This is a genomic window from Citrobacter freundii complex sp. CFNIH2 (assembly GCF_002880615.1).
Lineage (GTDB): Bacteria > Pseudomonadota > Gammaproteobacteria > Enterobacterales > Enterobacteriaceae > Citrobacter_A > Citrobacter_A amalonaticus_F.
Genome location: NZ_CP025757.1, coordinates 492,726 through 505,964, shown reverse-complemented (window position 1 = coordinate 505,964; position 13,239 = coordinate 492,726). Strand labels below are relative to the sequence as shown.

Annotated in this window: 11 protein-coding genes; 3 read left to right on the top strand and 8 right to left on the bottom strand. The window is 55.0% G+C overall.

Features of this window, described 5'->3' with window-relative positions; all coding sequences use genetic code 11:
- Positions 1 to 17 precede the first annotated feature (17 nt).
- Complete coding sequence (gene lysP, locus WM46_RS02420; RefSeq protein ID WP_043000118.1) at positions 18 to 1,487, bottom strand: lysine-specific permease; 1,470 nt, start codon at positions 1,485 to 1,487, stop codon at positions 18 to 20.
- Between the two features lie 185 nt (positions 1,488 to 1,672).
- A complete protein-coding gene (yieE, locus tag WM46_RS02415; RefSeq protein WP_061074714.1) occupies positions 1,673 to 2,536 on the bottom strand; it encodes a DNA-binding transcriptional regulator YeiE in 864 nt (287 codons plus the stop codon).
- Positions 2,537 to 2,635: 99 nt separating this feature from the next.
- On the opposite strand from yieE, the gene WM46_RS02410 reads away from it, so the two are divergent.
- The 3 genes from WM46_RS02410 (at position 2,636) to WM46_RS02400 (ending at position 5,743) form a co-directional block, all read left to right on the top strand.
- Positions 2,636 to 3,685 (top strand): YeiH family protein, encoded by a 1,050-nt coding sequence (locus tag WM46_RS02410; RefSeq protein ID WP_061074715.1) that lies wholly within the window; start codon positions 2,636 to 2,638, stop codon positions 3,683 to 3,685.
- Between the two features lie 103 nt (positions 3,686 to 3,788).
- Complete coding sequence (gene nfo, locus WM46_RS02405; RefSeq protein WP_061074716.1) at positions 3,789 to 4,646, top strand: deoxyribonuclease IV; 858 nt, start codon at positions 3,789 to 3,791, stop codon at positions 4,644 to 4,646.
- Positions 4,647 to 4,648: 2 nt separating this feature from the next.
- A complete protein-coding gene (locus WM46_RS02400) occupies positions 4,649 to 5,743 on the top strand; it encodes a sugar kinase (protein ID WP_061074717.1) in 1,095 nt (364 codons plus the stop codon).
- Between the two features lie 88 nt (positions 5,744 to 5,831).
- Here the strand turns inward: WM46_RS02400 and WM46_RS02395 are convergent, their stop codons facing one another.
- From WM46_RS02395 to fruB, 6 genes are all read right to left on the bottom strand, one after another.
- Positions 5,832 to 7,082, bottom strand: coding sequence for a NupC/NupG family nucleoside CNT transporter (locus WM46_RS02395; protein ID WP_102601312.1), 1,251 nt, complete (start codon positions 7,080 to 7,082; stop codon positions 5,832 to 5,834).
- 85 nt (positions 7,083 to 7,167) lie between these two features.
- Entirely contained in the window at positions 7,168 to 8,103 is a 936-nt protein-coding gene (locus WM46_RS02390; RefSeq protein ID WP_044258629.1) for a pseudouridine-5'-phosphate glycosidase, read from the bottom strand.
- The gene (locus tag WM46_RS02385; RefSeq protein ID WP_102603761.1) at positions 8,091 to 9,032 is read right to left on the bottom strand and encodes a pseudouridine kinase; all 942 of its coding nucleotides are present in this window, start codon (positions 9,030 to 9,032) and stop codon (positions 8,091 to 8,093) included. The genes WM46_RS02390 and WM46_RS02385 overlap by 13 nt, the downstream gene beginning before the upstream one ends.
- Positions 9,033 to 9,315: 283 nt before the next feature.
- Entirely contained in the window at positions 9,316 to 11,007 is a 1,692-nt protein-coding gene (gene fruA, locus WM46_RS02380; protein WP_102601311.1) for a PTS fructose transporter subunit IIBC, read from the bottom strand.
- 16 nt (positions 11,008 to 11,023) lie between these two features.
- Positions 11,024 to 11,962 (bottom strand): 1-phosphofructokinase, encoded by a 939-nt coding sequence (fruK, locus tag WM46_RS02375; protein ID WP_042317960.1) that lies wholly within the window; start codon positions 11,960 to 11,962, stop codon positions 11,024 to 11,026.
- The gene (gene fruB / locus WM46_RS02370; RefSeq protein WP_102601310.1) at positions 11,962 to 13,092 is read right to left on the bottom strand and encodes a fused PTS fructose transporter subunit IIA/HPr protein; all 1,131 of its coding nucleotides are present in this window, start codon (positions 13,090 to 13,092) and stop codon (positions 11,962 to 11,964) included. The genes fruK and fruB overlap by 1 nt, the downstream gene beginning before the upstream one ends.
- Positions 13,093 to 13,239 lie beyond the last annotated feature (147 nt).

Sequence of the window (13,239 nt, the reverse complement as noted above, 5' to 3'; positions counted from 1 at the left end):
CATTCACGCGGTGACGACTATTTCTTCACGCGTTCCGGGAAGTGCATTTCACTGTAACGTACGAAGTGAGTCCCGCGGGTCAGCTTATAGCCGAACCAGATAATCAGGAACAGCGGGATACCAATATAGGTTGCCGCCACGCCGCCCCAGTCAATGGTGTCTTTCAGGAACGCTTCGTAGTTCTGGCCCAGCGTGATGATCAGACACAGAACAAACGCGAAGATCGGCCCCAGCGGGAAGAAACCGGAACGATACGGCAGATCCTTCACGTCATGCCCTTGCAGAACATACCCGCGACGGAAACGATAGTGGCTGATAGCAATCCCCAGCCAGGCGATAAAGCCCGTCATCCCGGAGGTATTCAGCAGCCACAGGTACACCGTCTGGTTACCGAACATCGAGGTCAGGAAGCACAGACCGGCAATCACCGTCGTGGCATACAGCGCATTACGCGGAACACCGCCGCGAGACAGCTTCGCGAAAATACGCGGGGCTTTGCCATCACAGGCCAGGGTGTAAAGCATACGGGTAGAGGCGTACATCCCGGAGTTACCCGCCGACAGCACCGCCGTCAGGATCACCGCATTCATCACTGCCGCCGCAGAGAGCAGACCGGCATGCTGGAAGACCAGCGTGAACGGGCTGACGCTGATGTCTTTCACATCGTTACGCAGCAGGCTCGGATCGGTGTACGGGATGATCAGGCTGATAATCAGAATCGCAAAGACATAGAACAGCAGGATTCGCCAGAACACCTGACGCACCGCACGCGGAATGTTCTTCTCCGGATCTTCAGATTCACCGGCGGCAATACCGATAAGCTCCGTCCCCTGGAAAGAGAAACCGACAATCATCGCCACGCCAATCATCGCCGCAAAGCCACCGGCAAACGGCGCATCGCCCGTCGTCCAGTTGCTCCAGCCCACTGGCTGAGTACCTTTGAAGATACCGACAATCATCATGACGCCAACAATGATGAAGATAATCACGGTCGCCACTTTGATCAGAGAGAACCAGTATTCCGCTTCACCAAAGCCTCTGACCGAGATGTAGTTCAGCAGGAAGATGACGCCGAGGAACAGCGCACTCCAGATCCAGCCTGGCGTATCAGGGAACCACCAGCTCATCACCAGTTGTGCCGCCACGAGGTCAACCGCGATGGTCACCGCCCAGTTGTACCAGTAGTTCCAGCCCAGCGCGAAGCCGAAGCCTTCTTCAACATAGTTCTGACCGTAGGTCGCAAACGAACCGGACACCGGCATATACGCCGCCAGTTCGCCAAGACTGGTCATCAGGAAGTACACCATCAGGCCAATCAGAATATAGGAAAACAGCGCACCGCCTGGACCCGCTGCGGAAATGGTGGCGCCAGATGCCACGAAAAGACCTGTACCGATAGAACCGCCAATCGCGATCATCGTCAGGTGACGCGCCTTCAGTTCGCGACGTAACGCGGGCGCTTCTGTGGTTTTAGTTTCGGAAACCATGTGAAAATGCTATCCATCCAAAAAATGAGGCGCGATTGTAGCAGACGAAACGCTCGTCTTCTGGCACAAATGCGCTGTTATAAGAGACCTTCATGACTGGCCGCGGATTATAAGTAATAGCAGAGAATGGTGAACTTACTGCCCCCAGGACTTATCACCGTCAGGCGATCGGTCCCCGGGAGGCATTATTCGCAATAACTGAGGAAGCGCTGGAGCGCATTAGAGAGGTGTTTCTGGCGATGATGGATCCGCCAGAGCGTACGTACTAGCCGCGGAAGCGGCACCGCGACTTCGCTCAGCGTTCCCGCCTGGAGTTGTTCATCAATGACGCGTCGTGACAGACAGCTAATTCCCAACCCATGACGTACGGCATGCTTGATGGCTTCGGAGTTTCCCAGTTCCATCGCCATTTCAAATTTGGGTAAATGCGACAGCAGCAGATAATCCACTATTTCGCGCGTGCCGGAACCGCGTTCGCGCAGGATCCAGGGGGCGGATGCGAGTTGTTCAAGCGTCACCGGCCCCTGCGCCAGCGGCGAGGATGGCGCGGCGAATACCACCAGTTCATCTTCCAGCCACGGCTCCGAGATGATTTCCGTATTGTGGCACGGCCCTTCGATAAGCCCAATGTCGACCCGAAAATCGAGCACCGCTGTTATCACATCCTGACTGTTGCCGACGCTGAGCTCCAGCGGAAGCGCGGGGAAATCGCGACGATAACGGGCAATCACCCCCGGAAGGATATAGTTGCCGATGGTACTACTGGCATACACGCGGATCGCGCCGTTGTCTTCGCGAAACAACTGCTCGATCTCCACCGCCTGCTCCAGCAACGCCAGCGCCCGCGGGTAGAGCAAGCGCCCGTGCTCATTCACCACCAGCCGTTTACCCACGCGGTCGAAAAGCTGAACGCCCAGTTGACCTTCCAGATCGGTCAGCGCCGCGCTGACCGCCGATTGCGACAGCGCCAGCATCACCGATGCCTGCGTGGTTGAGCCGCTTTTCAAAACTTCGGTGAATACTTCAAGTTGTCGCAGGGTGATGTGCATGGTCGCTTACCACTTATAAAGATTAATTATAAATATATAATCAATTTTATTTTTAAGCCAGTTCGCCGTAACCTTTTGCCCATAAAAGAGGAGAAGGCAATGACAGAACTCACCTTAACGAATCATCGTCGAACAATGTGGCATTTTATTCCGGGGCTTGCCCTGAGTGCAGTGATTACCGGAGTTGCCTTATGGGGCGGGTCCATTCCCGCCGTGGCAGGTGCCGGATTCAGCGCCCTCACCTTAGCGATTTTATTGGGGATGGTGATCGGTAACACCGTCTACCCCCAGATCTGGAAAAGCTGTGACGGCGGCGTCCTGTTTGCCAAACAACATTTATTGCGCCTGGGGATCATCCTCTATGGCTTTCGCCTCACCTTCGCGCAAATTGCTGACGTAGGTGTCAGTGGCATTCTGATCGACATCCTGACGCTGTCCAGCACCTTTATGCTGGCGTGCTTTCTGGGTCAGAAAGTCTTTGGTCTGGATCGCCAGACCAGTTGGCTGATCGGCGCGGGTAGCAGCATTTGCGGCGCGGCGGCGGTACTGGCGACAGAACCGGTCGTGAAAGCCGAAGCCAGCAAAGTCACGGTCGCCGTCGCGACGGTGGTGATCTTCGGGACAATGGCGATTTTCCTCTACCCGGCAATGTATCCGCTGCTGGCGCACTGGTTTAGTCCGGAAACCTACGGGATCTTCATTGGCTCCACCATGCATGAAGTTGCTCAGGTTGTGGCAGCAGGACACGCGATTAGCCCGGACGCCGAAAACGCGGCGGTGATTGCCAAAATGCTGCGCGTCATGATGCTGGCTCCGTTCCTCATCTTTATGGCCGCTCGCGTTAAGCAACTGTCACCCGCCAACAGTGGGGAAAAAAGCAAAATCACCATTCCGTGGTTTGCCATCCTGTTCATTGTGGTCGCCATTTTCAACTCGTTCCACCTGTTACCGCAGGCGGTGGTGAGCATGCTGGTCACACTGGATACGGTACTGCTGGCTATGGCAATGGCGGCTCTGGGGCTGACGACTCACGTCAGCGCGCTGAAAAAAGCCGGGGCGAAACCGCTGTTGATGGCGCTGGTGCTGTTCATCTGGCTGATTGTCGGCGGTGGCGTGATTAACGTCCTGGTCCAGCACGTTATTGCATAATTCGCTACATCCTGACCCTGTTAACCCGCTATGATTGGCAAGATTCAATTTCCGGATACACAAAGCCTCCAGGCTATATCTGGCGGGTTAACAGGAGTCTTTAATGAAATACATCGGAGCACACGTCAGCGCAGCTGGCGGGCTGGCAAATGCCGCAATTCGCGCCGCTGAAATCGAGGCAACCGCGTTTGCACTCTTCACGAAAAATCAGCGTCAATGGCGCGCCGCCCCTCTTACCGCGCAAATCATCGATGACTTTAAAGCCGCCTGTGAGAAATACCACTTCACATCCGCTCAAATCCTGCCGCACGATAGCTATCTGATCAACCTGGGTCACCCGGTCGGCGAGGCGCTGGAAAAATCCCGCGCCGCTTTTCTTGATGAAATGCAGCGCTGTGAACAGCTCGGTTTATCCCTGCTGAACTTCCATCCAGGCAGCCACCTGATGCAAATTTCGGAAGACGAGTGTCTGGCAAAGATTGCCGAGTCTATCAACATCACACTCGCCCAGACCGAAGGGGTAACTGCGGTGATTGAAAATACCGCCGGTCAGGGCAGCAACCTCGGATTCAAATTTGAGCACCTTGCCGCCATCATCGATGGCGTGGAAGACAAATCACGCGTCGGCGTTTGCATTGACACCTGCCACGCTTTCGCCGCGGGTTACGACTTGCGTTCCGCCGCCGAATGCGAAAAAACCTTTGCCGAATTCGAGCGCATCGTCGGCTTTCAGTATCTGCGCGGTATGCACCTGAACGATGCCAAGAGTGCCTTTGGCAGCCGGGTCGACCGTCACCACAGTCTGGGTGAAGGCAACATTGGTCATGACGCGTTCCGCTGGATCATGCAGGACGCCCGTTTCGACGGCATTCCGCTGGTGCTGGAAACCATCAATCCCGACATCTGGGCAGAAGAGATCGCCTGGCTGAAAGCGCAGCAGACTGAAAAGGCGGTTGCGTAATCATGAACGACAGGGAAAAACAGATACTCAAAATTCTGCGCCGCAACCCGCTGATTCAGCAAAACGAAATCGCGGATATTTTGCAGATCAGCCGTTCACGCGTAGCCGCGCACATCATGGACCTGATGCGTAAAGGGGCGATCAAAGGAAAAGGTTACATCCTTACCGAACAGGCCTATTGCGTGGTGGTGGGGGCGATTAACATGGATATTCGCGGGATGGCGGATATCCACTACCCGCAGGCCGCGTCTAACCCGGGCAGTATCCACTGTTCTGCGGGCGGCGTCGGGCGCAACATTGCCCATAACCTCGCCCTACTGGGTCGCGATGTGCATCTGATTTCCGCTGTCGGCAGTGATTTTTACGGCGAGACGTTGCTGGAGCAAACGCGCCAGGCAGGCGTCAATATCTCCAGTTGTATTCGCCTGCACGGACATAACACCTCGACTTATCTCTCCATCGCCAATCAGCAGGAAGAGACGGTGCTGGCAATTAACGATACCCATATCCTGCAACAGCTGACACCGCAGTTGCTGAACAGCTCACGGGATTTAATCCGTCACGCCGGTGTGGTACTGGCGGATTGTAACCTGACGCCCGAAGCCATCGAATGGGTCTTTACGGTTGCTGATGACATTCCGGTATTTATTGATACCGTTTCCGAGTTCAAGGCGACGAAGGTGAAAACCTGGTTTACGCGCATCCATACGCTGAAACCGACGCAAAAAGAGCTGGAGATCTTATGGGGCCATCCCATCAACAGCGATGCCGATCGACGCGATGCGGTGAACGCCCTGCATCAACAGGGCATTCAGCAGATTTTTGTCTGTCTGGAAGATGAATCGGTCTTCTGTAGCGAGAAAGATGGCGAACAGTTCTTACTCACGCCGCCTGCTCATACGGTGGTCGACAGCTTCGGCGCCGACGATGGTTTTATGGCCGGGCTGATTTACTGCTTTCTGGAAGGAAGCGCGTTTCGTGAAAGCGCGAATTTCGCAATGGCCTGTGCGGCCCTGTCACGCGCCAGCGTCAGTATCAACAACCCCACCCTTTCCGCCGATAACGCGCTGTATCTGTTAAAAACAAGCCAGAACTGAACTTAATACTGGAAGACGACACGGCCTACAGGCCCATCCCTGTAGGCCGGATAAGACGCACAGCGTCACCATCCGACAATCTCAATGGCTACGCTAAACCAATAAAGAACCCGGCAATGGTTGCACTCATCAGGTTAGAGAGCGTGGCTACCGCCAGCGCTCGCATACCCAACTGGGCGATTTCCGGCGCGCGCTGAGGTGAAATAGCCGAGAACGCCCCGACCACCACGCCAATGGAACCAAAGTTGGCAAACCCACACAGCGCAAAAGAGATGATAGCGATGGTTTTCACATCCAGGGTGCCGCCATCCTGCAAATAAGGCGAGAGATTGAGGTAAGCAACGAATTCGTTGATTGCCAGCTTCTGCCCAATCAGGCTCCCTGCCAGGGTGGCATCGCTCCAGTCAACGCCCATAATCCACGCCAGCGGGGCTAACACCCAGCCGAAGATCCCTTCGAGCGTTGCATGACCATAGCCGAACCATCCGCCAACTCCACCGATAATGCCGTTAATTAGCGCGATAATCGCGACAAACGCCATGACCACCGTTGCCACGCCTGCGGCAATTTTCAGCCCGGTCATCGCCCCGCTTGCCGCGGCTTCGATAATGCTTTTTGGTGGCGTCTCGGTGAAAGAGAGGTTTTCGAAAGTGACTTTTGACACTTCTGTAGCCGGACTCAGAATACGCGCAAACAGGATCCCGCCAGGAATCGCCATCAGCGAGGCTGCCAGCAGATAATCAATCGGCACGCCCATACCGGCGTAACCAATCATCATCGAGCCCGCAATCGAGGCCATCCCACTACAGATCGCGGTAAACAGTTCGTTGCGGTTCAGACGGTCAATAAACGGCTTCACGATCGCCGGGATCTCGTTTTGCCCGAGGAAAATCGTCGTGACCGCAACGAATGATTCAATTTTACTGATGTTCAGGGCTTTCTGGAAAATCCCACCCAGGAGGCGAATCAGCAGTCCCATCACGCCAATGTAGTACAGCAGACTGATAAGCGCGGTGACAAAAATGATCGCCGGGAGCACGCGAAAGGCGAAGATAAAGCCGGCGCCATCAAACAACACATCCATTTTTGGCCCAACCAGAGAGCCAAAAATAAAGGCACTGCCCGCGTCACTGTATGACATGACCTTATGCACGCCCAGCGCGGCCTGTTCAACCAGCCATTTGCCCGGCGGGAAATAGAGCATAATCCCGCCAATCGCGATTTGCAGCACCAGCGCGGCGCCCACGGTACGTAAGCTGATGTGCTTTTTATTCACTGACAGTAAGTATGCGATCACCAGCAGTACCGCCATACCCACAACACTTCTCATTATATCCATAATGATTTCCCTTCATGCCAGGAAACCCGGCGCGAAGCCAGGTTTTGGTGGTTTCGGGCGACCGCAAGCTGCCCGTTCGTTTCGATCAGGCGAGGCGTTGATATTCCTTCGCGATCTCGCAGGCCAGTACGGCGTTGTTAAACACCAGTTGGATGTTGGACTTCAGGCTGTCGCCTCCGGTTAATTCAGCAACGCGCGCCAGCAGGAACGGCGTGCTCTCTTTACCGATAACGCCCTGCTCTTCCGCTTCCCGGACGGCCTGGTCAATCGCCGCGTTGATTTTCTCTTCCGCCATGGCGTAGGTTTCCGGGATTGGATTGGCGACCACCAGACCTCCGTTCAGGCCGGTTTGCCATTTCACTGCCATCGCGCGGGCAATTTCCTTCGCGCTGTCGAGACGAATGCTGACCTCAAACGGACTCGTACGGCAGAAAAATGCCGGTAACGCAGTGGTCTGATAACCAATTAACGGCACACCGAACGTTTCTAAATATTCCGTGGTTAAACCTAAATCGAGAATAGATTTCGCGCCGGCACAAACCACGGTCACATTGGTATGAGCCAGTTCCTGAAGATCGGCGGAAATATCAAACGTATGTTCAGCACCGCGATGAACACCGCCAATACCCCCGGTGGCAAAAACGTGAATACCGGCAAGGGCGGCAATAATCATGGTTGAAGCGACGGTAGTCGCGCCATTTTTTCCGGCGGCTACCACAAACGGTAAATCACGACGACTGACTTTAGTTACGCTATGTCCTTCGCGACCTAATAATTCAATTTCTTCTTTACTCAAGCCGACTTTCATTACTCCGCCAATAATGGCAATCGTTGCCGGCACGGCACCATGCTTACGGATAGTTTCTTCGACTTCAATTGCCGTCTGCGCATTTTGTGGAAAAGGCATACCGTGAGAAATAATTGTCGATTCAAGCGCAACAATCGGTTTTTTACTGTTAATAGCGTCCTGGACTTCTGGCGAAATATGCAGTAATTCAGAGGAAATCGTTAATTCAGACATTCTGTGTTCTCCACAAGGGTTTTAACGTTCGCAACAGATAATTCAGGGTTGTTGGTATATTCACTGGCCAGCGCCATGGAGGAACAACCCTGCGCAAATCGAATAGAATCAATGAAAGGCATGCCTTCAACCCAGCAGGAAGCGAGTCCCGCCATCATGGCATCTCCCGCTCCGGTAACGTTAACGACATGGGTTTTTATCGGTAGCGACCAACCGCTGTCACCGTCTCTCTCACTGTAATAAACCCCATCACCCCCCATGCTGAGAACCAGGCGATGCAGGCCACGCGCATGGAACCAGGCAGCGACTTTCGCAACATCTTCACGCCCTGAAAGCGCAATGCCGCTGAGAGTTTCCGCCTCAAGACGGTTAGGTTTGAGGGTGTGAATTTGGGCCAGACGCTCGCGGATCTTGACGCATTTCCACGCCGATACCGGGTCAACAAACACCGGGACATCCCCGACGTTATCCAGTAACCAGGCGAGCGTCTGTTCACTGATATTACAATCCGCCACAATGACACGGGCACCCCGGATAAAATCGAGATGCTGCGCCAGAAACGCCGCCGAAATATGTTCCGTAATGCTCATGTCATTGATTGCCACCAGCATTTCACCGGTATTATCGAGAAGCGATAAATAACTTGAGGTGTTCTCACCGGCAACAATCAGGCAATTATCCACATGCACGCCCGACTGATTCGTCTGCGCCAATAACGATTGTCCATAGAAATCATTGCCAACCGCCGTCATTAACCAGGAATTTTTCCCGAGCAGAGCAAGATTGTGGGCGATATTGCGACCGACCCCGCCAGGCGTAAATTTAATTTTCCCCGGATTTGAGTCCGCATAATTCAAGGAAGCATGCGAATATCCTGCAACGTCCATATTGGCGGAACCAATCGTGATGATGTATTCCTTTTCGCGCATAGCACATCTCCTGGTACGAAAATACCATGACTTTGAGATTGTTAAGACTATTCACGGCTCAAACGACTTATTAGAGCACATGTTTATATTCAAACATGTGTTTATAGTAAGCTTGTTTTTATGAAAGTAAACGCACTGGCAAGAGCAAAAACCGCCAGACATGAACAGAATCACAATTTTTTATAGATACAGTTTGCAAGCGCGGAAATATTTGCGAGGAAGGGCACAAAACGAAGATAAAAAAAGGGCAGAGAAATCTCTGCCCTCGTGTGAAGTGATGACGTTATGCCGCTTTGGTGACAGCATCCTCTTCCGGACGTTTCAGGAAGGCATAGGCCAGACCCGCAACCAGCGTACCGGCAACAATGGCAATCAGGTATCCCAACACCGGGGTAATCGCCCCAGGAATCAGCAGAACAAACAGACCACCATGCGGTGCCATCAGTTTCGCCCCGACCGCCATTGAGATCGCCCCCGTCAACGCGCCGCCAACAATACAGCACGGCAGAACACGCATTGGATCGCGCGCGGCGAAGGGAATGGCCCCTTCGGTGATAAAGCACAGGCCCAGTACCAGCGCCGCTTTACCCCCTTCCTGCTGCGCCTTGTCGAACTTACGACGCGCAACAATCGTTGCCAGACCCAGCGCCAGCGGTGGCACCATGCCTGCCGCCATAATGGCCGCCATTGGCGCATACGTTTGTGTACTCAGCAGACCGACGCCAAACGCGTATGCCGCCTTGTTAACCGGACCACCCATGTCGGTACACATCATCCCGCCCAGGATCGCACCCAGCAGCACCGCATTCGCCGTCCCCATGGTTTGCAGCCAGTGCGTCAACCCTTCGAGGATCCCGGCGACCGGTTTACCGATGAGGTAGATCATCGCCAGACCCACCACAAGGCTGGAAATCAGCGGAATGATCAGGATCGGTTTCAGCGCTTCCATACTCTGCGGCAGCTTCAGCTTCGTGCTGATGGCCTTCGCCACATATCCTGCAAGGAAACCTGCAATGATCCCGCCAATAAAGCCAGAACCCGTGCTTACGGCGAGCATACCGCCGATAAGACCCGGCGTCAGACCCGGACGGTCAGCAATCGAGAAGGCAATGTATCCCGCCAGAACCGGCACCATCAGTGCAAAGGCTGAACCACCGCCAATCTGCATCAGCGCGGCCGCCAGCGTCCCTTCGACTTTAAACGCTTCGATACCAAAGGCGAAGGAGAGTGCGATACACAAGCCGCCGGCAACCACCATCGGCAGCATGTATGACACGCCCGTCAGCAGGTGACGATACGCGCCGGCACTCTCTTTTTTCCCCTCATTCGCCGCCGCCTGCACTTTGCCGGTGGGCTCATATACCACGGCTTGCGCCACGGCGTTGTCCAGTTCTTGCGCGGTTTTCTTCAGCGCCAGACCGGTAGAGGTACGGTACATGGGTTTACCGGCAAATTTCGCCAGATCCACTTCAATGTCTGCCGCCACAATCACCAGATCCGCCTGCGCCACTTCTTCCGGAGTAATGGCATTGCCAGCGCCCACAGAACCGCGGGTTTCGACTTTCACCCACCAGCCGCGTTTTTTCGCTTCGGTTTCGATCGCTTCCGCCGCCATGAAGGTATGTGCCACGCCGGTCGGGCACGCCGTCACGGCCACGACACGTTTCGGACCGCTGGTTGTGGCAACAGGTGCAGCAGCAACCGGTGCGCTGTAAGGCTTCGCGTGCCCCTTGGCTTCGCTAAGAAACAGCTCAGGGTGCGCCACCGCCCGGGCAATATCACCCAGCCAGACTTTTTTGCCGTTCAACGCGTTGTCATTAGGGATGGCATCGGCCAGTACGATCGCCAGTTCAGCGTCATTTGGATTGTCGATGATATCCAGATTTGCTTTATGCGCCGCCGCACCGAGCAGAGTTTTCGCCATGTAAGCGCGAGCCTGCCCGAGATTAGCGTCAATAATCAGCAGCGTTTTCATTATGCCTCTCCTGCTGTCAGTTAAACGGTTGTAAGTCGACACGCGCCATCATTGCGGCCAACTGAGGACGATCGGTAATACCCACATTGCTCTGACTGACTGCCAGCGCAGCGACGGCTGTCGCCAGACGCAGCGTATGTTCGCTGGATTCGCGCATCAGCAGACCGTAAATCAGGCCGCCAACCATCGAATCCCCGGCGCCCACGGTGCTGACCACGTCAACCGAAGGCGGTTTAGCGAGCCATTCTCCCGAGGCGTTCACCCACAGCGCGCCTTCTGCCCCCAGGGAGATCACCACATGTGCGATACCCTGTTCACGTAACGCATGCGCCGCCTCAATCACATCTTTCATTTCTGGCAGTTTGCGACCGGCCCAGATTTCCAGTTCACGGCGGTTCGGTTTCACCAGCCACGGCGCGGCTTTCAGTCCCGCAACCAAGGCTTCACGACTACTATCAAAGATAATGCATGGACACTGACTGCGCAGGCGCGTCATCCAGTCGGTGAATGCTTCCGGACTCACACCGGATGGCAGACTGCCGCTGACGCACACCATGTCGAACTGACCCAACCAGCTCAGGGAATCATTAACAAAACGCTCCCAGTCTGCAGGCGTGACCTCAAAACCAGAGAAGTTGAAGTCGGTGACTTCACCATCTTTTTCCGTCAGCTTAACGTTGATGCGGGTACGCCCCTGCACCACCTGAAAACGGTTAGCAATGCCCAGTTCGCTGAACAACTGCTGAAAACCGTCCTGGTTATCTTTGCCGAGGAAACCGCCGACCGTCACGTCGATCCCGAGATCCTTCAGCACTTTGGCTACGTTGATCCCTTTCCCCGCCGCATGCAGACCGGTCGTTTTCACCAGGTTAACTTCACCACGCTCAATTTCAGGACAGAACCCCACCAGATCGTAGGCCGGGTTTAGCGTGATGGTCGCAACACGTCTGCTCATTACGCGCCCTCCCCAAGACCGGCAGCGATGGCATCGCCAATCGCTTTCAGCGCCTGTTCAGCATCAGCCCCCTGCGCCGTAAAGCGCAGACGATGTCCTTTCTTCACGCCCAGCGCCACCACTTTCATCAGACTACGTCCATTTGCCGGTTTGCCGGTTCCATCAAGGTTTGCCACGGTAATTTCACTGTTGAATTGTTTAATCGTATTGACCAGCATGGTCCCCGGACGGGCATGCAGGCCGTGTTCATTGCGAACCACAAACTCGGCGTTCAGCACATCATCAGTCAGTGCGTCATCGCTGGTCAGCAGCGCCAGAACGGTCGCCGCGTCGGCGTTCAGCAGACGGTCAGCTTTGGTCTCCAGCAGCAGATCGCCCAGGCGCTTCAGCACTGCGACGGGCTGGTCGTCAGCCATGGCAACGGTCACCAGCAGTGCCGCTTTTTCGCCCTGTACGTCAAAAGCATTTGCCGCGCGACTCACCGCCACGGCGCTGCGCAGGTTGCCTTCAGCACTGTCGCTCAACCAAATCCCCTGACCCAGGTTCATCGGCTGTTCGTTAATTACCTTCGCGACAAACGCCGCATCTACTGCGCCAGCCTCTTTCAGACGCGCCGCGTTCAGCGCCTGCAACGTCACTAAATCGGTCGCGACGACATCCAGCATCAGCGTGTCGTTGTCGAGCTTCAGCTGCTCACTCTGCTTTTCGCCCATCAACAACGCACGCAGTTCTTCAGCCGTGGTCGCTGACTTAAGCTGTTCAGCCACGGAGTCATCGCTCAGCACGTGCGTCAGCTGACGCAGCAAGCCCAGGTGCTCATCGGAGCTGGCGGCGATACCAATCGCCACATAAGCCACCTGACCATCACCCCAGGTTACGCCCTGCGGGAACTGAAAAACCTGAACGCCGGTTTTCAGCACCTGATCGCGGGTGTCGGTGGTGCCGTGCGGAATCGCAATCCCGTTGCCGAGAAAAGTGGACGTCTGCTGCTCGCGAGCCAGCATGCCGTCTACGTAGCCGTCCGCAACGTTACCAGCCTGCACTAACGCAGCGGCAACCTGACGGATGGCTTCCTGTTTGTCTCCGGCCTGCTCGCCCGGATGAATGTCCTGAACGGATAACTGAAACATGGTTCTCCTCTCCTGCTGAATTGAAACGATTCAGCTTACATGAGAAAAAAGACGCTATACGGTTCACTCAACTGAAACTCGACAGCGCTGAAACGTTTCAAGGAGTCTTGCGCTTTCTGCATCAGCACGCAAGTAAAGTTGCATTTT